Source organism: Microcoleus sp. D3_18a_C4, from assembly GCF_036702415.1.
GTDB lineage: Bacteria > Cyanobacteriota > Cyanobacteriia > Cyanobacteriales > Microcoleaceae > Microcoleus.
Genome location: NZ_JAUBTI010000083.1, coordinates 9,066 through 29,641, shown reverse-complemented (window position 1 = coordinate 29,641; position 20,576 = coordinate 9,066). Strand labels below are relative to the sequence as shown.

Annotated in this window: 16 protein-coding genes; 6 read left to right on the top strand and 10 right to left on the bottom strand. The window is 45.2% G+C overall.

The window, feature by feature from the left end; translation table 11 throughout:
* Positions 1 to 149: 149 nt before the first annotated feature.
* The 7 genes from QUB16_RS25770 to QUB16_RS25740 all read right to left on the bottom strand — a co-directional run bounded on the left by QUB16_RS25770 (position 150) and on the right by QUB16_RS25740 (position 10,133).
* Complete coding sequence (locus QUB16_RS25770; RefSeq protein ID WP_333320538.1) at positions 150 to 1,505, bottom strand: ATP-binding protein; 1,356 nt, start codon at positions 1,503 to 1,505, stop codon at positions 150 to 152.
* A gap of 689 nt (positions 1,506 to 2,194) precedes the next feature.
* Positions 2,195 to 2,761 carry a hypothetical protein gene (locus tag QUB16_RS25765; RefSeq protein ID WP_333320536.1) on the bottom strand — a complete coding sequence of 189 codons (567 nt, stop codon included), beginning with the start codon at positions 2,759 to 2,761 and terminating at the stop codon, positions 2,195 to 2,197.
* 263 nt (positions 2,762 to 3,024) lie between these two features.
* Entirely contained in the window at positions 3,025 to 4,590 is a 1,566-nt protein-coding gene (locus QUB16_RS25760) for a hypothetical protein (RefSeq protein ID WP_333320534.1), read from the bottom strand.
* Between the two features lie 1,391 nt (positions 4,591 to 5,981).
* Positions 5,982 to 7,358, bottom strand: a complete 1,377-nt coding sequence (locus tag QUB16_RS25755; protein ID WP_333320532.1) for an oligosaccharide flippase family protein — start codon at positions 7,356 to 7,358, stop codon at positions 5,982 to 5,984.
* 182 nt (positions 7,359 to 7,540) lie between these two features.
* Positions 7,541 to 8,329 (bottom strand): TIGR03943 family putative permease subunit, encoded by a 789-nt coding sequence (locus QUB16_RS25750; protein WP_333284306.1) that lies wholly within the window; start codon positions 8,327 to 8,329, stop codon positions 7,541 to 7,543.
* Positions 8,330 to 8,475: 146 nt separating this feature from the next.
* Positions 8,476 to 9,555, bottom strand: coding sequence for a permease (locus tag QUB16_RS25745; protein ID WP_333320530.1), 1,080 nt, complete (start codon positions 9,553 to 9,555; stop codon positions 8,476 to 8,478).
* 446 nt (positions 9,556 to 10,001) lie between these two features.
* Positions 10,002 to 10,133, bottom strand: coding sequence for a hypothetical protein (locus tag QUB16_RS25740; RefSeq protein WP_333320528.1), 132 nt, complete (start codon positions 10,131 to 10,133; stop codon positions 10,002 to 10,004).
* Positions 10,134 to 10,722: 589 nt separating this feature from the next.
* Between QUB16_RS25740 and QUB16_RS25735 the strand changes: the two genes are divergently transcribed.
* The gene (locus tag QUB16_RS25735; RefSeq protein ID WP_333320526.1) at positions 10,723 to 12,183 is read left to right on the top strand and encodes an ATP-binding protein; all 1,461 of its coding nucleotides are present in this window, start codon (positions 10,723 to 10,725) and stop codon (positions 12,181 to 12,183) included.
* 108 nt (positions 12,184 to 12,291) lie between these two features.
* Here QUB16_RS25735 and dnaN read toward each other — a convergent pair whose 3' ends face one another.
* From dnaN to dnaA, 3 genes are all read right to left on the bottom strand, one after another.
* The gene (dnaN, locus tag QUB16_RS25730) at positions 12,292 to 13,431 is read right to left on the bottom strand and encodes a DNA polymerase III subunit beta (RefSeq protein ID WP_333320524.1); all 1,140 of its coding nucleotides are present in this window, start codon (positions 13,429 to 13,431) and stop codon (positions 12,292 to 12,294) included.
* Positions 13,432 to 13,728: 297 nt separating this feature from the next.
* Positions 13,729 to 14,124: a hypothetical protein gene (locus QUB16_RS25725; RefSeq protein ID WP_333320522.1), complete on the bottom strand. Its 396-nt coding sequence runs from the start codon at positions 14,122 to 14,124 to the stop codon at positions 13,729 to 13,731.
* Between the two features lie 4 nt (positions 14,125 to 14,128).
* Positions 14,129 to 15,499 carry a chromosomal replication initiator protein DnaA gene (dnaA, locus tag QUB16_RS25720; RefSeq protein WP_333320521.1) on the bottom strand — a complete coding sequence of 457 codons (1,371 nt, stop codon included), beginning with the start codon at positions 15,497 to 15,499 and terminating at the stop codon, positions 14,129 to 14,131.
* Positions 15,500 to 15,709: 210 nt separating this feature from the next.
* On the opposite strand from dnaA, the gene QUB16_RS25715 reads away from it, so the two are divergent.
* From QUB16_RS25715 to QUB16_RS25695, 5 genes are all read left to right on the top strand, one after another.
* Positions 15,710 to 16,951, top strand: coding sequence for an HhoA/HhoB/HtrA family serine endopeptidase (locus QUB16_RS25715; RefSeq protein WP_333320519.1), 1,242 nt, complete (start codon positions 15,710 to 15,712; stop codon positions 16,949 to 16,951).
* Positions 16,952 to 17,082: 131 nt separating this feature from the next.
* Positions 17,083 to 17,616: a peptide deformylase gene (def, locus tag QUB16_RS25710; protein WP_333320517.1), complete on the top strand. Its 534-nt coding sequence runs from the start codon at positions 17,083 to 17,085 to the stop codon at positions 17,614 to 17,616.
* Between the two features lie 160 nt (positions 17,617 to 17,776).
* Complete coding sequence (locus tag QUB16_RS25705) at positions 17,777 to 18,349, top strand: TerD family protein (protein ID WP_333320515.1); 573 nt, start codon at positions 17,777 to 17,779, stop codon at positions 18,347 to 18,349.
* 99 nt (positions 18,350 to 18,448) lie between these two features.
* Positions 18,449 to 19,738 carry a TerD family protein gene (locus tag QUB16_RS25700; RefSeq protein ID WP_333320513.1) on the top strand — a complete coding sequence of 430 codons (1,290 nt, stop codon included), beginning with the start codon at positions 18,449 to 18,451 and terminating at the stop codon, positions 19,736 to 19,738.
* Between the two features lie 107 nt (positions 19,739 to 19,845).
* Positions 19,846 to 20,445, top strand: a complete 600-nt coding sequence (locus QUB16_RS25695) for a TerD family protein (RefSeq protein ID WP_333320511.1) — start codon at positions 19,846 to 19,848, stop codon at positions 20,443 to 20,445.
* Positions 20,446 to 20,576: the final 131 nt, after the last annotated feature.

The window sequence follows — 20,576 nt, the reverse complement described above, 5'->3', positions numbered from 1 at the left end:
GAAGGCGGTTGAAACCGAAGCCGACTTCCTCCCCGTGTCTAAAGCCAGGGGCACGCCGGGCTCGTTCTTCGGTGAAATGAGAACCTACTACTAAGCTACCCTATCATTTCACTTTTCTGAGCGAACAACCCAGAATATTCTGGAGTTGATCATGTTGTGCCAACTATAGGCAGGAGAATTTCAAATTCAGTGTTCTTACCTGGTTGCGATCGTATTTTCAGTTGGCCGCCGTGCTTTTCTGTGACGATTTGATTGCAGATAGCCAGCCCCATACCGCTGCCTTTGCCCGCTGGTTTAGTGGTAAAAAAGGTGTCAAATATCTGCTGGTGATTTTCTGGGGGAATGCCGGGCCCGTTATCGGCAATGCAAATTGCCACCCGCTTGCCGTGTTCGGTTTCTATAACTTTAGTGGTAATTTCGATTTGGGGCTGCCAGTTGTCCCGGCACGGGGTGTGTGTTTCTCGATCGGCTGCGTACTCTGCCAGGGCGTCTAGAGCATTAACTAACAAATTCAAAAACACCTGACTCAACTGTCCGGAGTAGCCGCTAACTAGCGGCAGTTCGCCGTAATTCTTAACCACTTCTATGCTGTTTTTAAAGCGGTTTTTCAAAATTAACAGCGTCATCTCCACGCATTCGTGAATGTCTGTATCGGCTGGTTTTGTCTCGTCCATGTGAGAGAAGTGGTGCAGCCCGTTAACTATTTTTAGCAATTGCGAGGCTCCCAACTCCATCCCTTCTAAGGTAATCGGCAAATCTTCTTGTAAAAAATCAAATTCAATTTCCTTTTTAAGGGCCTCAATTCGGGGACAGGGTGCCGAATATTCTTCTTCATAAACCGATATGAGCTGAAGTAAGTGTTCAAAATAGGACAGCAGAAAAGTTAAATTTCCCCAAATACAGTTCAGCGGATTTCTGATTTCGTGGGCTACTTCTGCTACAATCCTCCCCAAACTCGCCATTTTTTCTGTTTGGATGAGTTTGGCTTGGGTTTGTTTGTGGAGTAACTTATTTGTTAATTGGTGAATTCTGGATTGAGCGACCATTAATTGGTGTACGTCTAACAGCTTGTAGGTCTGGGGGGCTATTTCCACTACTACGGGTTCGTAAATTAATTCTGCCGATCTGTAAAGACATTCCTGGGCTGCTTCTACTATTAATTTACTGCCGGGAAGTACCAGTTCCTCTGGCTTGGCAAACTTGTACAGCACCTCTATTGGTCGCTTGAAAAACATTTCTACTCCGTAGCGGCGGTTAACTTTTTCAAAAAATAGACGCCGGGATATTATGCCGACAAAATTACCCCCATCTATCAAAATGACGCCGGGAAGCATGGAATTTTCTTCAAAAGCCTGGGCTACTTCTTTTGCCTGTTGAGTTATTTCAATTTGGCAGTTGGAGAGGGGCAGGTCTAGGAGAGTTGATTCTAAGGAGATGTTCCAAGTACAAAATTCAGGTATATGCAACACTGATAACTCCGAGCTAGTCTCACGCACAGCAAACATAGATGAAACCCCTGTTAAATATTGTATAAATGGACAACTTAAGTTGCTATTAATTCGTAACGGGTAATTGGTAGCGGGTAGTTGCTAATTTGTGAAATTACCACAGCACCCGATGGGAAAACCCGATCGCAGTAGCATTGTCTGCTAAAGATTTTGTTTCTAAGTCAATATTAAACGATTTAAGCTTTTGTGGAACTTACGGAGTAGGCGCTTTAAACTTTTTACCATGATATACCTGCGATCGCCTGTTTTCCGAAAATTTTTAATATTTATAACTAATTATTGTGATAAAGTATACCATTTTTCCAGTGAGACAAGGGAATGGGAGAACCGCGAGCGAATTATCAGTGAATATAAGGGCATCCTTCGAGGGTTCGAGGGCCCGGATTAGCCATTGTCCAAGGGGCTTGAGGCTCCAACGGTGCAGACTGGGGCCCAGGCCAAAGGAAGTTCGGCCACGGATTCGCTTTCTTCGGATGTAACCGAATGTAACGGATGGAAGGCTTTAGTTATCTAGGAGATAAGGAAGAAGCAATCTTCCGCAAGGGTTTGTGGAATTAAGAACATCCTAACCGTCGGCCACAGTTCCTCTACCACTCAAAAGAAATCCAACTTTAGGCAACTTCCGAACCTCGATAGTCATCAGTTTTTTGCAATCTGCAATCTCCAATCTGCAATCTGCAATCGTCTTAGGGTTCCACCTCCGGCCAGAGGCGTTCTAGCTGATACCGCCAAGCCGCGAGAGTATTTTCGCGAGACTCTCGCCCTAGTTCCATTTCACCCATCAATCCCTCTGCGTAGAAACGGTCTAAAGTCTGAAGGGTAGTTTCAACCGACTGTCCCTGCATCTTCGCAGCTTTGATGATTTGACGGATGCGGTTTTCTATCAAACCGTCGAAAAAGTCAGACAAACCTCTCTCTTGCAAAGCCAGCAGTCTGGCGACGGCGGCTGAGAAATCGGCGGCCGCGAGTGTGGCCGGGCTGTGCTGAAATACTCCCCACAAAACGTTTTGATGTAAGGCGTAGCGAGTTTCCAGGGTGGTGTCAAAGTTAGCTTCTAGCAGTTTATCAAGAAATGGTTGAGCTTCCTGGGCATCGGCGATCGGCAGCAAAATCCGCAGCCAACTCCCGTCTTCTGAAAGGAGGACTAACAGGCGAAAATTTGGGGTCTCTACTTGCCAAGAAGTGGCAGCAGGCATCTCAACAGTGTCACCAAATAAGTCTTTAAGGGTATTGCTAATTTCTTCGGGAGTCATGAGAATTTGAGATTTTAGGTTTGAGGTTTGAGATGTGAAATTGCAGGCTGGTGAGTTCGTTTCAAAAGTTTGTAATATTTACCAGTATGGCTTAGTATCAACTCAATTTCAAATCTAAAATCTCAAATTTCAAATCAATTTAGTAAAAGTAGGGTGTGCACCGCGCATATTTCAACGCTTGGTGTTTATGGGCGCACTTTACCCTATTGATATTTACCAATATCGGTCAATCTAAAATCTAAAATCTCAAATCTCAAATCGATTTAGGGGAGCCAGCGGGGGTGGTAGCCGGCAAAGGGAAGTTCTTCTGGCTGTAGTTTTGCGGGAGAACCGTCTGCCAGTATTTCTACTAAGGGTAGCAGCCAGAGGCGGCTGGTGGCGATCGACTGTCCGCTATCGTTGCGGGGACTGTCTGCTGCTGAGGGAGTTGCTGCTGTGACTGATTGGTCGAAAATTAATGCCAGCCCGTCGGGAGATAAACTGATTTGGGTATCTAATTGGTTGGGCAAAATCAGCAGCGGTTTGATGGTTCCTACCAAACGAGTACCCTCTTTTTTGAGGTCGATGGTGGCGATGAAAGGCTGTTCTTTGTAGCTTTCTGTTTTGAGGCGTTGGGCTAACAAACAGTAGAGACGCTGAACTTGGTTGTCTTCGTTTTTTCGGGGGTCGAAATAAACGGCCATAATGCTGCCGGGAATACGCAATATTTCTTGTTCTACACCTTGGTTATCTAAGATGAAAAGCGATCGAGTAAAGTCGCTGTTGTATTTAACATAGGCGGCGGCGGAGTTGTCGCGGGCCATGCCCAATACTTGTTCGTATTTTGGCAAAAATTCTACTGGGTCTGCTTCGGGTTTGAGGGGGACGATCGCTAATCCTTGTTTTTGAGATATTACCATTGATTTGCTGTCGGGGCGAATCATAAAATCTCCGCCCTGTTCATTTTCCAAGGGTCTGGGCGGCACTTTTTCTTCCAAAATCCAAGGACTGAAATCGCCGGGATTGCGGCGGTTGACGCGCTGGACAACTATGATTTTTCCGTCTGCTGAGAGGTCGAATTTGAGGTTTTGGTAATCTTTGGAGTCTAAGATTTTGTCGATTCTACCGGCTGGGTATTTTTGTTGATTTCCCGATCCCGATTGGGGGTTGAGGCCGGTGGTGACTGTGAATAGTTCTTGATTTAGGGTGCCGCGAGTACGGGCGATCGATCGATCTGTGGCTGAGAATAAAATGCGATCGCTCTCAGGATACGGTTTAAAATCGGTAACGACTAAATCTTTGGGAGTCAGCGGTATCGGTTTCGAGTCGCTGCTGGTGAGATTGACTAGCATTAATCTGCTTTCTGTTTCGCCTTGGACGCCGATGTAAGCAAAAGCTCGATCGCGGCTGCGAAAGGAACTGCTAAACGGTTGCATTAGCGTTCCTTTATTTTGGTTGTTTTCTCCGAAATACTTGTCGGTTGCTCCAGCGAGTTTTAATGTGTAGGTAACGCCGTAGGGTGCTGGATCTTTGAGGGTGTAAGCCATGCGTCTTCCAGCCCAACTAAATTTACCGGGGAGGGGGGGTTCTAGCTTTAAGTTTTCCTCGACGGTGGACTGGTTCATCGGCCGAAAGAATGTGAGGATAAAGCCAGTATCTTCGGCGCCGATTTGTTTGTTTTCCCAGGTAAATTCTCGCACTCTGGGTGCTGTGCGATCGCCGCTAAGCAGCAGCAGCCCTATTAAGACGCTCAGCACTAGCATGAGGAAGATGGCCGTCCGGTCGATCGGCTGTTTGAATGGCAGAACAGCGAAGGGTGAAGGATTAATTTTTTTGTTAAAAATATTCACAAATCTTTCTCTCCTATTTCTGCTGAAAATTAACAACCACATTTTCCCTCTTAAATTTTACTGTCTTGGGCGCACTCCCTGCCCCCAGAAACCCATTTTTTTTTACCAGGCGAAAGGGCTGCAACGAAGTATACCGATTTTAGATTTTAGATTTTAAATTTTAGCTTGTACGGTGCGTAATGGCTCAAAACTGCTTGCTCTAGAGTGGTATTGACGACCGTCGAGCAGCCTACCCTTGTGCCATTTGCGTCCAGGACTGTTTGAGATTTTAGATTTTTCATCCTATCTCAAATATTAAATCGCCAATTGTGCGATCGGTTGAGAGGTAACGCTGGCGCTCTACTCATCCTACTAAATAATCATGACGACCTACTTATATCCCTTTCATAAATCCTTGACGATTGGTATGTTGGAACTATTATTAACCACTGACCGTGTATGCGGCGATTGCTGTTCTGGATATAACTTATAATATTTGCTGTCGTAATGCCTGACCTCCCAATAGTTTAAGTTTGACGGGTGAGGCTTATATCTTGAGAAAAATTCCCAAATCCCCAAAGTTGCTGCACTCTCTAAATGCCCGACATTCGCTACTTTATTTTTGAAGATGCTACATGATTTTATCCACTGTTTCATCTGCTTTCTTGACAAGCATTAAAATCCTGAATGAAGATTGCTAAAGTCACCCAATTTTTCACCTTCTATCTGTACACTAGATAACTGATTCCACAACAGCGGCTGCTGTATTGTCAAATCAATAGATGTCTTGGTTCCTTGATACATTTCAAAACGGTTTGAGTAAAGAATAGCATTCTCATACCCGCTTTGTCGGTTAAAATTTTCTAACTTTTATAGAATGGAATCATCGTACAAAACAATGTCATCTTCTCTGAATAAAAACCAGTCAAAATTTTCTACTCTTTCGACAAATCCTTCCTGAAGTCTAAACTCTACAAACATGGGGTCGCATTCAGGACCTTCTTGTATTTAAATGCACTTAATTTGATATTCAGGTAAGTAGGCTGTAACGTGCCTGTTCGGTAGATTTTGGATAGTAATACTCACGTCGCAATGATCAAAACTCGTCAATAAGCCATCTATTGTGTGCCTGAGCCTCTCTATTTTTACTGCACATTTTTCTGGATTGTTAGATTCTTCAACGGATGTAAGGTGTACGAGATCCGCAAATACTTTGGGTCGTTCTTTTTCGGGCTGTTCGTTTTCTTTGACTAAATTTATAAGGCGATTTATTTGATAAAAAAACATCATTTTAGTATACCTCGTGGCCACTCGCGATATTTCTTGTAACAGAGCCATTTGTAAAAAGATAAAGTGGATTACTTTTCTTCTTGTATTGTGTTCGGCTGACATATAGACAATCTCCTTTTTGTTTACTGAAACAGTTGATTGATGGGAATTAAATCCATCGGTGATATTTTATCGATCGGCAGACCCAAACCAAAAGCCACTCTACACCAAATTAGAGTAGCCAGCACCCCTACAAACAGTGCTGTTAATTGAATATCCTGCCAAAAACAAGTTAGTCCTTCTTTCCACAAACCGTAGTTAGTTACTAGATAGGTAGGAATGTCGCCGAGAGCTACAGCAATCACGACACCTAAATTACCTTTTAAGTAGTATCCCAGCGGTATACTTATACATAGATTAACAAAAGTCAGCAGATTGCCAATAGCTGGGTACTGAGACTTTCCTACGGCTAGCAGACAAGAACCCATTATATTGTGGAGGGTGGTGTGCCAGATACCTAATGCCAAGATTGGCATCATCCAAGATGCAGCCTCATACTCTTTCCGATACAGTATTAAAATTAACTGATCTCCAAAGCTCACAAAAATTGCTAAACCTACGGCTAATGGTATTAGAATTAGCTTGCGGTTCTTGAGTATCTTGGCGCGCAACTCCTCCCGCGGCAACTCTGCCAGCATAGAAATCGAGGGAAAAATCACCCGGCCGCTAATGGCTATGATGACTTGGCGCGGCATATCCCCCAGGGTAAAAGCGATGCCGTAAATGCCCAACATGGTTAAAGTAAATATTTTCCCGAGGATGAGTCTATCGGCTTGAGAACACAAGAAAAACAAAGCCGTAGACAAAAATATCCATTTCCCAAAAGAAATTATTTCTTTAGCTGCTTCTTTATCCCAAGCAAAGCGGTTTGACTTGCCGGGAATCAAAAAATGGCTCCATACTACCTCTATTAAAGCTCCACTAAAGCCGCCTGCAATGATCGCCCAGATGCTGCGATCGAACCATGCCCAGACAATCATCACTGTTGTAGAAACAATCTGTTGGCCCAACTCAAAAATTACTACTTTCTTGACTGCCATTTTGCGTTCTAGGCTGGCTGTGGCTGTGGATTTAAACCCTCCTAGTAGGGAATTTATACCTATTATTGGAATCAACCACAGAAGACGGGGCTCTTCATAAAAACTAGCAACAGGCTTGGTAATTATAATCAAACAAATCCAAACCAAAAAGCTGCGAATGACTTGCATTGTCCAAGCGGTGTTGAGAAATTGAGGATCTTCCCCGCGCTTATTCTGGATGATGCTTGGGCCTAGACCTATGTCTGAGAATAAGTTAATCCCTGTGATGAAAACGTAGGTTAGACCTACTAAACCAAATAGTTCGGGCAAAAGCAGACGCGTCAGGATTAAGTTGCTGCCAAATCGGATAATTTGACTGCTTCCATAGCTGGCGATCGTCCAGGCTGCACCTTTGATAGCTAATTTTTTTCCTGATGACATATACTCAGAATTTATTTCCTAATTACGAGTGTAGTTGCTGAATTTGTTATTTGCAACTCCTCCAGGATGCTGCTGCCACTTTTATTGCTGACTTTACCCTATCTTCATATTTAGACCCAAGTTAGAGCTGGAGTGTCCATCTGGCAATAAAGGTAAAATTTAATCTCATACTTACTCCACATCTAATAATCATAAGGGTTTTTTGGTTCGGGAATTGGTTTGAGAGAGGATGCTTGAATGATTAATTTGCGCTTGCCTTGCAGTTCTTCTACGATCGTTTCTCCTTCTATTTCTAGCCAACTGTCTGGGGCAAAGGCGGCGCGGCTTTGACCGATCAGTAATTTTACCGGCAACCCGATCGGATAGGCGTCGGCCGCGCAGCAGGTAATGATAAAACGCCCGATCCACATATATTGTTCTGCTATGTTGGGGGGGTGAATTACAAATCCTTGAACTTTGACTTTTTGACCTCTGTATGTATCCGGTTCGGGATTGAAATTTAACAGCCGCACCCATTCGACGAGCGATCGCTTTTCTGGTTTTGTATTATTGCGAAATTCTTGGGGTTGCAGTCGGGTGATGGGCAGGGATTCGGTGAGGCCTCGTTCTAATGCTGTCTGGCTGGTAAATGTGCGTGGCGTTGTTAGTAAACCTATTAATGCGACGCTCAACATTAAGGTGCTGCCGATACTGGGGGGAAACAAAGTAACGTGTTCAACTTCTGTGGCTCTGAGAGAGTTATTTGCTGGTGATGTCCGCGATTGCTTTGTGGTGCGATCGAGTTTTAAGAGTTCCCAAGCTTTTAAACCGCCAATAACCATTAAGCCGATTCCTCCTGCTAGAGTCAAGCCAAAGTAATTGGGGTGAATGAGAATGCTTAATTTGCCGGTGATCCAATATTTAAGAAGCAGTATTCCCCAGGCTAAGATAGCTAGGGCGTCCAGCCAGGGGCTAATTTTTTTAAGATTCATTTTTTAAGAGTCATTGGTCATTGGTCATTAGTCATTAGTCATTAGTCATTAGTTATTAGTCATTAGTTATTAGTCATTAGTCATTGGTCATTGGTCATTAGTAATTGGGAATCTATCGTTAGTTGTCAGTCCGGGCCAATTTATTATTAACCTAAATGCAAGTTGACAGCGAGGGTCATTAAAAAGGTTAACTGAGCGGCCAAGACAATTAAGTAAACTACGGCTCGACCTTTAAAAATTGACAGCATTAAACCGATGCCTTTGAGGTCAATCATCGGGCCGAAAACGAGAAAGGCTAACAGCGAACCGCTGGTAAATGTGGAAGCAAAAGACAGGGCAAAAAAGGCATCTACTGTAGAACAAATCGATACGACTGTGGCTAATAGCAGCATGGCTAGAATCGAGGAAACGGGGCCTTGACCAAGGTTGAGAATTAGTTCGCGGGGCGCGCCAACTTGAATGATGGCTGCGATCGCACTTCCGATTACCAAAACTCCTCCCAATTCCCGCAACTCCTGTACCATAGTATCTAAAAGCAGGCGCAGACGCTCTTTAGAAACGCGGTGGAACATGGAGGAACGTTTCGAGGTTTTTTCTGTTTTGCTTGTTTGTAATCGCTTCCAGTCGTCTTGTAGCAAAGATTCGATCGGCACAACCCCCCCCGGCTGACCGAGCATAAATGTTCCCGACTGCAACAGCAGCGGAGTGTTAGCTTGGACGAGTTCTTTTTCGGAAAACTCTGGTTTTGGCAAGGGGATTGCGCGGGCTACAGAAGGTTGCAGCAGAGGCCGCAAGTCTTTTTGGGCGCTGAACACCCAGCCGATAATTGTGGCTATAGACAGAGAAAATACCACCCGCAAAACTACAATTTCTGGCTGATCCCGAAATGCCGTCCAAGTCGCCCAAATTACCACGGGGTTGATGGTGGGGGCCGCGAGCAAAAAGCCGATCGCGGCTGGTGCAGGTACTCCCTGCATCAGTAACCTGCGGGCTACGGGCACGTTACCGCACTCGCACACGGGAAACAAAAAGCCGATCGAACTGCCCATCAAAGCCGCCAGCAGCGGGTTTGATGGGATGCGGGATACGAGTTTGCGTTCGTCTACAAACCCCAGCAGCAAACCTGAAAATAAAACTCCCAGCAGCAGAAAAGGTATTGCTTCTACTAGCAAGCTGAGAAACAGGGTGAAAGCATTGTTTAACTGATTTGTCAGGGCGGGTTGCATCGATCACCTACTGGTAAATTTCCTAGTTACACGTCTTTGACACGGCCCCTGTCGATCATACCAAAGCACAGCGCTAAGTTAAGATGCAGTAAAAAAAAATGCCTGCCTTTTTTTTGCTTAAATTTGTAGAGGTTTTAATTTAATCAATGCTGATGTCTTGAATGATTGGGACTCGCTAAACTTGTTTGAATTGCACTCCCTGTTTCTGCCTGCTCCGCCTGGTAGAGCCAATCAATAATTGAACCGGCAAACCGGCACCGCTTTGATGGATATTTCGGTCATTCGATTTTAGATTTTAGATTTTAGATTTTAGAATTCGGCGTGAGCGGTCAGTCGAACGATTGTAGATTTACTCCACAGATGAATTTGGGAGATTGTTGAACTAGGGTCTAAAATTTTGGGCTTCACGACTCCTGTCGTTCGCAAGTATCCGTTTTTAGGCGGGGTCAAGAATGGTTGATGGTAGAACAACTGCTAGGGCTGATTTTGCCGATCGCGGCTGATGTTGACTGTTTTATATTATCTGCCATCGAACGATCGCTATAAAATTGCTTTGTAGCGATGACTTTAGTTTTCACGACAAACCTATAGGGGACCCACTGGCAGGTGTGCCGCTGGCTGGCCGTTACGGGGGGTTGCGAGTACCGGATCGGGGAGAGGGGATGAAATCGCCTCAAATGCCGTAGATGGCGGGGTTCCGGGCCATCGCGCTTTGCAAGCTAACACTCAGGGACGCGATCGCCCTGGCTTTGTGCTTTTAACTTGTTTAATTTCGCTGTATCGCATGGGCGATCGGGATGATTCCGATTTTCCTCTATTGTCCGTTAATTATTTTTTCTTGAATATAATTTAATTATTAACGATAGGTTAAGACTATAACTCAAGATTAATTAATAGTTAAATACTGCAACCAAGCGTTAATACCGCTCAAGTCAATATAAAATAAAGTCAGGCATAATTGTCAGGGCCCATCGATCTCGGTGATATTCTATCTTGCCTAATACTTAAGTGGTAACATCCCACGTCCCACAGTCAGTTTTTTTCGTAATTTAAAATGCTGTTTGCCAGGGGGATGCCGGTCAAAGCACTCAGCAACTCACTTGCTGGCCTTTGGTAGCTGAATGTCTGCTGGGAAATAGAACCCCAAAAAAGCGTACTGATGAATTTATGTTGAATACCTCCTGCGTAGAAAGACCCGTCCAACCCATCTCCGAGGCTGACCTAGGAGAACTTTGTTTAGATTCTACTCTCCAACAATTGTCACTTTACGATTTTCAGGTAGAAGCTACGGATTTGGGGATGCAAATTTCCCAGATGTTAGAAGCTAATCCGCTGTTACCGGGAGTCATTGTGACCCATCAAGGTGAATTTGCCGGTATGATTTCCCGGCGGAGATTTTTAGAATTTATCAGCCGTCCTTTTGGGCGAGAATTATTTTTAAAGCGCCCTGTGAGGGCTTTGTACCGCTTTGCCGAAACTGAGACTTTAATTTTTCCCAGCAATACTTTAATTGTGGATGCAGCCAGGAAGTCGCTGTTGCGATCGAAAGAACTGCTGTACGAACCGATTGTAGTTCAAGTTTCGCCTCAAACTTATAGTTTGCTAGACGTGCACGAACTCTTAGTAGCCCAATCCAACATTCATGAACTAGCAACAAAATTGCTGAGGCAGCAAACTCAATCTCAACTAATTCAAACCGAAAAACTAGCCAGTTTGGGACAGATGGTAGCTGGAGTCGCCCACGAAATTAGAAATCCCGTCACCTGCATCAGCGGAAATCTCGGCTTTTTGTCCAACTACTCCAAAGACATCATGGATTTGCTGTCTGCTTACGAACAGATTGTCGGTGACAGCGAAAAAATTGACGGACTCAAAAAAGAGATAGAATTTGATTTTTTGCAAGAAGATTGGGTGGAAATTCTCAAAAGTATGAAAGTTTCATCGCAGAGGCTGACCGAACTCGTCACCAGCCTGCACACCTTTTCTCACATGGACGAAACCCACTTGAAGCAAGCTAACATCCACGAATGTATTGACAGTACGCTGCTAATTATGAAAAACCGTCTGAAGTACGGATTTAATGTAGTTAAAAACTATGGTGATTTGCCTTTAGTCAAGTGTTACTCTGGTCAGTTGAGCCAGGTATTTATGAATATCATCAGCAATGCGATCGACGCTTTGGAAGAGGCAAAAGAAGAAAAGGGTTTTGTGCCTGCAATTACTATTGAGACTGAGGTAATAGAGAGTGCTGACGGAGACTGCGTGAATTCGGAATTAATTCAAAATTATGTTAGGGGCGATGGCGTCCCGCCCCGCAAGCTACGACAAAATGCCAAACAGCTATCATCCGCCAGCCAAAACGGCGACTTCTGCCCAGAAGCAGCGGAAAAAAATCCAAATAACGCTTGGATAGCCATCCGAATTGCCGATAACGGGCCGGGAATACCGCCAGAAATTCAGCGGCGAATTTTTGATACATTTTTCACCACTAAACCGGCGGGAAAAGGTACCGGTTTGGGGTTGGCAATTACCCATCAAATTGTTACGGAAAAGCATAAAGGCAAGTTGAATTTGCATTCAACGCCCGGTACAGGTACTGAATTTGAAATTTTGTTGCCATTGATTTGAATGCCTGGGCGACTTGTCGATCTCGATTTACCGCCCAAGCGGGGGCGGGTTTATTAGACGAGCAATTTTAGGCGGAGATTGTTTGTAAAACCCGCCCCTACCAATCGGTTAAGCTCTTAGCTGAACTGGCATTACCAAGAATGTAGCATTGACTCCGCCCAAAGGCTGGAAAATTACTGGGGCTAAAGCACCGTTTAATTGCAGTTGAATTTCTGGGGATTGAGCAGTTTTCAAAATGTCAATTAAGTATTTCACGTTGAAAGCAATATCTATGCTATCTCCCGAAATTTGTGCGGGCATTGACTCTTTGCCACAGCCGACATCTTTAGCATCTACAGACAAAGTAATTTCCTGATTCTCCTCGTCGATGCTGCATTTGAGAATATTATTTTTTTGGTCGGCAAAAACGGCAATTCTTTCTACTGCTGCTAAGAACGATCGCCTTTCTAAGGTAATTTGTCGCTCAAAAGACGGCGGAATCAACTGCCGGTATGCGGGATATTGCCCTTCCAAGGTGCGGGTTGTCAGCCGCTGGTCTGCCCATTCAAACACTACTTGACCGTGTTCAAAATGCAGCGTGACAGGTTCAGTCCACTGCCGCATCACCAGCATTCTTTCTACTTCCCGCAATGCTTTAGCGGGGACTGTCACCTCAAATTCTTCTTGGGTTTCTTCGCCTTCAGATTTTTCATTGGCAGTTTGAACTACTGCCAATCTGTGGCCGTCTGTAGCTGCAAATTCCAGGCAATCTTGCAATACCTTTAAATGCACGCCTGCAAGTACCTGTTTTGCCTCGTCGGGGCTAGTAGCAAATAAAGTTCCTTTGAGTCCTTCTATCAAGGCTTCCGGCGGCAATTTGAGGATTGTTCCGGCTTCTATTGCAGGCAATTCTGGGAATTCTTCCGGGCCCATGCCTCTAACTTGGTAGCTGCCAGAACTGCAAGTGAGATATGCTACGGTGTCTCCCGCTTCGTCTTCTAGAGTAATCTCTCCATCTGGGAGTCTCGAAACAATATCGTTGAGTAATTTAGCGGGTATGGTAAAACTGCCACCGCCAGTCACTTCTGCTGCGAAGCTGGTACGAATGCCTAAACTGAGATCGAAAGCTGTCAAGCTAACCCGCTGATTTTCCTCATCCGCTACTAAGAGCACGTTGGCGAGTACCGGATGTGTCGGGCGGGAGGGAACGGCCCGACTTACCAACGAGAGGTTGGCGTTGAGGTCACTTTGGGTGCAAACCAATTTCATGGTACGAAGGTTAATTAACCGGATTTGAAACAGAAACAAATGGTATCACAGAAAGCAGGTGGGTCGGTTTTTCTCTGTCAGGGCTTAAGCCTGGGCGCTTATTCCCGGTTTCTACGCAAAATTTTGTCTGTAAAAACGAGAAATCTTCCAAGAAACCCGGTTTCTGAGGTTAGCGCGCGTCGCGAACTATCTGTGTAGGGTGTGAAGGGATCGCCTATTTTTTTAATTTATTGAATTATTTTTGTGTCGATCGCCCTGTGGAAACTGTGGAAAAAAAAGCTAACTGCTTGCTGCGCGTCACTTATAGGTAATAAATACCTGTGGAAAACTTGTGGAAAAGTTGGTGCGGTCGATCGCCCATTTTTGTGCAAAAGCTGTTTCGGGCGATCGAGTAAAGTTTTCCACAAACGGCAGGCAACTTTTCCACAGGTTTTTCCACAGGCAAGATAGTCTATTATGGGGCATTGGGAATTGTTGACTGTTGACTGTTGACTGTTGACTGTTAACTGTTGACTGTTGACTGTTAACTGTTAACTGTTGACTGTTGACTGTTGACTGTTGACTGTTGACGGCGTTGAGTGATGACAACTGACAACCGACAACTGACAACTGACAACCGACAACTGACAACGGACAACGGACAACGGACAACTGACAACGGACAACTGACAACTGACAACTGACAACTGACATATTCTCAAGTTTTGCGGCTGACAACATTAATTCGATCGCTCAACTGACGCAAAGTTTGAGCCAAATTCGGGTCAGTGTTCCGCAACTGAGCAATTTTTTCGCAACTGTAAAGCACAGTCGTGTGATCTTTGCCACCGAATACTTCGCCAACTTTCGGCAAACTCAAACCAGTATGCTGCCGAATTAAATACATCCCTATTTGACGTGCCAGACTAATTTCTCGCCTGCGGGAAATTCCTTTCAAATCTTCCACAGAAACATCAAACTCCTCAGCCACAACAGCAATTACTGCATCTGGCGTTGCCTCTACGCTTTCAGTTTGCGGATTCAAAACCGGGGCGAGATTTTCCACGGTCATCGGCAAACCAGTAATTGAAAGATATGCTACCGCCCGAATCAAAGCACCTTCCAATTCCCGAACGTTGGAAGTGTAACTAGAAGCAATGTATTCAATGACATCTCGCGGTAGCCTCATATTTTCATACTCAGCTTTTTTCTGCAAAATTGCCATCCTAGTTTCCAAGTCTGGCAATTGAATGTCGGCAATTAATCCCATCGAAAATCGGGAACACAAACGCTCTTGCAGGCGGGGGATTTGCTGTGGCGGACGATCGGAAGCTAAAACTACTTGGTTTCCCGATTCGTGCAAAGTATTAAAAGTGTGAAAAAATTCTTCTTGAGTGTATTCTTTGCCTTCAATAAATTGGATATCATCTATTAATAAAACATCCGCTGCTCGATAATGATCGCGGAAAGTTTGCATACTGTCTTTGCGAATGGCGGCGATTAAATCGTTAGTAAATTTCTCAGTAGAAACGTAAAAAATCTTGGCGTTGGGGTCAATTTCCAAGCGATAATGACCGATCGCCTGCATTAAATGAGTTTTGCCCAAACCGACGCCACCGCACAAAAATAGGGGATTGAATTCTCGGCCCGGAGACTCGGCTACCGCGAGGGAAGCCGCGTGAGCCATGCGGTTGTTGGAACCGACGACAAAGCGGGAAAAGAGGTATTTGGGGTTTAAATTGGCGGGTTTGGGGGGGTGAAGCGAGTGGCTTTCCGGGATATCCGCGATGGGGGAGGGCCAAATTATGGCGGAGTCGCTGCTGCCGCCGGTTTCGTTTCCCCCGGCAATTGTCAAGTAAATCTCTACGGGATAGCCGAGAATTTCTGCGACGGCATCGGCAAGGATTTCTCTGTAATATTTTTGCAACCAATTACGAGCAAAGGGGTTGGGGGCGCTGACAATCAAACAGTTATTTTCGAGTTGTTCGGCCCTAGCAGTTTTGATCCACGTCTCAAAGCTAGGTCTGCTCAGTTGTACCTGGAGACGTTCAAGTATCTGATTCCACAGACTTTCGAGGGGAATGTCCACTGCTCACCTCTGCCGATCGGCATTCAAGATATTAATTCTACTCTAGAGAGTTTAGTCCTCAGATGCTAAAGTTTAAGGGAGTCTGCCGTAGCACGGGCGAGGGCCCGACGCCATCGCCCAAAAATTTGGCGGCTCTGCAGTCCTGCGCCAGGTATCGGGGAGCGGATCAGCAAATATTTAGATTTGGCAGGAAAGCCTTAAAACATGGCCATGAAGAGTTCTACTGGCAAATTTTGGAAGCAACCGGCAATTTACATATTGCTGCTGGTAACGGGAGCCGGGGCCGCCATGTTGGGCGATCGTCTGACGGTTTCTCAATTTCGTGCAAATTCTGGCGATTCTGGACAAAGGGCGCTGGAACCGAAATTGCAACTGCCTCCTAATACAAAGGATCGAGCTAGGAAAGTCTTGCCGCCGGTTTCCTTGTCGGGCGACGCGGCTAATGTGAATTTTATTGTGGCGGCGGTGGCAAAAGTTGGGCCGGCAGTGGTTCGGATCGATGCTTCGCGCCTGGTGAAACCGGGAAATAGAGGGCTGTCGCCGGAAGATTTTTTTGGCAGAGAACCGAATTCGGGCGGCCGGGGCGGGATCGAACGGGGCACTGGTTCGGGTTTTGTCATCGGTGCCGACGGCCTGATTCTCACTAACGCTCACGTTGTAGAGGGAGCAGATACGGTAAATGTAACTCTCAAGGACGGCCGCAGCTTTCAGGGGCGCGTGTTGGGGGCGGATAAGGTGACGGATGTGGCTGTGGTGAAGATTGAGGCGAGTAATGTACCTGTGGTGACGATCGGCAATTCGGATAAGCTGTTGTCTGGGGAATGGGCGATCGCGATCGGTAATCCTTTGGGTTTGGACAATTCGGTAACTGCGGGGATTATTAGCGCTACGGGGCGATCGAGCTCTGATGTGGGCGTACCTGACAAGCGGATCGGTTTTATTCAAACAGACGCTGCAATTAATCCGGGGAATTCCGGCGGCCCGCTGCTGAATGCTTCGGGTCAAGTTATTGGCATGAATACGGCAATTATTCAAGGTGCTCAAGGATTGGGGTTTGCGATTCCCATTCAGGCGGCGCAACAGGTGGCGAAGGAACTGATTACGACGGGGAAAGTCGAACACGCTTATTTGGGTATTGAAATGGCGACGCTGACTCCCGATGTTAAGGAGCAAATTAACAGCAATGCTAACAGCAGCCTGCGAGTTGCAGTCGATCGTGGTGTGGCTATTGTTAGTGTTGTTCCTAATTCTCCCGCTGCGGCGGCAGGTTTGCGGGCGGGAGATGTGATTCAAAAAATTAACAATCAGCCGATTATTCAGTCGGAGGCTGTTCAGGAGTTCGTGCAAAATGCAAAGGTGGGCGGGCTGTTGCAAATGGAAATCAACCGCAACGGGCAAATAGTTAATTTGACTGTTAAACCGGGGAGTTTACCTGTTCAAAAAGTTGGATAAGAAGGAAAGCACGACACGGATTTGGACACGGATACACGGATTAATTATTGAGTGAGTAAGTTATATTTTGTTCCTCCACCCAACCGACAAAACTGTAACAACAAATAACCAATAACGACTAACCAATAACTATGGCAGAAATATTACAAATCTCACAATTAGGAAATCCCGTATTGCGCCGCCGATCGCAAGTTGTCGAGAATATTAAGGACGATCGCATTCAAGAGTTGATTGACAGCTTAATATTTACAGTACAGCAGGCAAACGGAGTGGGGATTGCCGCCCCTCAAGCGGCTCAGTCCGATCGCCTGTTCATCGTGGCATCCCGCCCCAACCTGCGGTATCCCCAAGCACCCCACATGGAACCCACAGCGATGATTAATCCCCGGATTGTGGCTGCATCAACAGAGACAGTCAAAGACTGGGAAGGCTGTTTGAGCATTCCGGGGATTCGGGGATTGGTGCCGAGAAGTAGGGCGATCGAGATAGAATACACCAGTAGAGACGGCAAACTCCACCGACAAGAATTGACAGACTTTGTGGCCAGAATTTTTCAACACGAACACGACCATTTAGATGGAATCGTGTTTTTAGACAGAGTGGAAAATACCCACGAACTGATGACTGAGGATGAGTACCAGCAGCAATTTGTCAAGCGGCTCTGACAATACGGGAGCAATTCTCCAATCCAAAATCCCAAATCCCAAATCTAAAATCTAAAATCGATTGACCGAGGACAAGTACCAAAAGCAAATTGTCAAGCTGCTCTGACAGTTGGTATAATTGTTAGCAGTAATATCAGAGATGTTGCAAACAGGAGAGCAAATGTCTATCAACTTAGAAAAAGGCGGGAGAATCAATCTCTCTAAAGAAGCACCGGGGCTAAAAAATGCCGGGATTGGTTTGGGATGGGATACCAATGCTACCGACACCGGCGCAGCGTTTGACTTAGATGCTTCCGTGTTTATGTTGGGGGCTACTGGCAAAATCCCCGGCGAAAAATACTTTGTTTTCTACAACAACAAGGAGTCGCCGGACAGTTCTGTAATACATCTGGGAGATAGCAGAACTGGAGAAGGATTTGGCGATGATGAAACCGTTACAGTCGATTTAACCAAAGTCGATCCGGCGGTGCAAGAAATTGTGTTTGTGGTAACTATCCACGAAGCAGAATCGAGAAGGCAAAACTTCGGTCAAGTGCGGAATGCTTTTATCAGGATTTACGACACTACTACCAACACAGAGGTAACGAAGTACGATTTGGACGAGGATTTTTCTAGGGAGACTGCGGTGGAGTTTGGCAGACTTTACAAGAAAGACGGCGAGTGGAGGTTCCAAGCTGTAGGAGAAGGCTACAATTCCGGCTTGCAAAGCTTTGTAGATAAGTATGCCGCATAAAATGTCGATCGCTCCTAGCTAAATAAATCGAGGGGAAATTCGGAAACAGGAATGTTTCCCTCGATTTTAAGCAATCAGACTCATGAGGTGACAAACCAGATGGGAATTCAATTAAAGAAGGGCGAAAGATTTAATCTTTCTAAAACATCTCCCAGTTTAACAAAAGTTGCGATCGCCCTGGGATGGGAAATAGCAACTCAACTAAATTTATCGGACTCAAACCCGCAAAGCTGCGATATCGATGCCTCTGTTTTTGCGTTAGGTTCTGATGGCAAAATCCCTGATGAAAGATACTTTGTATTTTACAATAACTCGCAGTCGCCGGACGGAGCGATCGCCCATTCGGGAGATAATCAAACTGGTCAAACTCAAGGGGATGACGAGATAATTGATGTAGACTTAGAAAAGGTAACGGCTGCTGTTGAGGAAATGGTTTTTGTGGTCACGATTCACGACGCACAAGCTAAACATCAAAATTTTAGCCAAATCAGAAATGCTTTTATCCGATTGTACGATCGCCAAACCGGCAGCGAACTAGCGCGCTATGATCTAACAGAAGGTTTTTCAGAAGAAACAGCAGTCGAGTTTGGACGGTTGTATAAAAAAGATGCAGCTTGGAGATTTCAGGCCGTAGGGCAAGGATATAAAGCAGGGTTGCAGAGTTTTGTTGATAAGTATCATTCAGAGATTAAACAGGAAGAAAAGACACTAGAACCGCCTAAAGTCAACAAAGTAGAACTGCCTAAATTAGAGAGGCCTGAAGCTAGCCGGAAAATTCAACAAGCTATGGCAATAAAACTTGAAAAAACAGGCGACTCGCACAAAATAAACCTCAGTAAATCAGGTAGTTCTGAGTTGCTTGCAGTTCACGCCAATCTCGACTGGGAAGAAGTGCAAAATCGGGGCCGATTTTCGGGAAAATTCCTGGGAGTAAAGGGGACTCCCGATCTGGATCTTGGTTGTATGTACGAGATGGCTAACGGCGAAAAGGGAGTGATTCAACCCTTGGGAAAATGCTTCGGATCAAAAACGTCTTCACCCTACATATTTCTCGATAAAGATGACCGCACTGGCGCGACTGAGGGAGAAAATATGTATATTTTTAGACCTGATTTGATTAAACGGGTGATGTTTTTTGGTTTCATCTACGCAGGGGTTCGCGACTTTAAAACTGTGCGGGGACGAATGTTGTTCAAAATCAGCAACGGTGAAGAAGTATATCTCGAACTCGATAATCCAGATAGCAATAGAAATTTTTGTGCGGCGGCAATGATTCAGAAGAAAGGTTCCCAGATTGTAATACTAAAAGAGGAAAGATACTTTCGCGGACATGAAGAAGCGGATCGCTACTACGGATTTGGATTTAATTGGTATGCCGACACTAAGTAGTGGTGGCAGTCGAGTAGAGTTCATCCAGTTAAATAAAACAACTGGTTGAACAACTGATATCTTCCAATTTACTTAAGTTCTAATACACTTTAGGGAGTCACAAAACTATGGCTATCAACTTGACAAAAGGGCAATCAATCGTTCTCAGCAAAAGCGAATACGACTTGTCCAGACTGACAATGGGTTTGGGCTGGGATGTTGCACAAGCTAAAAAAGGTCTTTTCGGGCGAAGCAGCGGTGCAAATTTTGACTTAGATTCCTACGCTATGCTGCTGGGAGAAAATGGCAAAATAAAAAACTACAAAGAGGATGTAATTTATTACTCTCATTTGGAGTCAAAGGACAAAACAGTTGTTCACTCAGGCGACAATCTCACCGGGGCTGGAGACGGAGACGACGAACAAATAGTGGTGAAACTGAGTTCTTTGCCAGCAGAATATCACAAAATTATTTTGGGCGTAAATATTTACGATGGAAAAGAGAGAAAACAGCATTTCGGCCTGGTAGAAAATGCTTTTGTGAGAGCTGTAGATGCCGCCGGGAAAGAAATAGCTCGCTATCGCTTGTCAAATGACCCATCTTATGAAGGAAAATTAAATATGTTGATGGGAGAAGTTTATCGAGAAGGCGGCGAGTGGAAGTTTAAGGCTTTGGGAAATCCTTTGGCTGAAGATATGAACGGTGTTGTCGGTTCGTTTATGCGGTGATATCAAATCTGTTAAATTCAGGCTTGTAGGGGCGGGTTCACCAACAATATTAGCCAATAATTGACGATATAAATAAACCCGCCCCCGCCCAACGGTAAATCGCAATGCACATTTTCTGCATAATTGTAGGG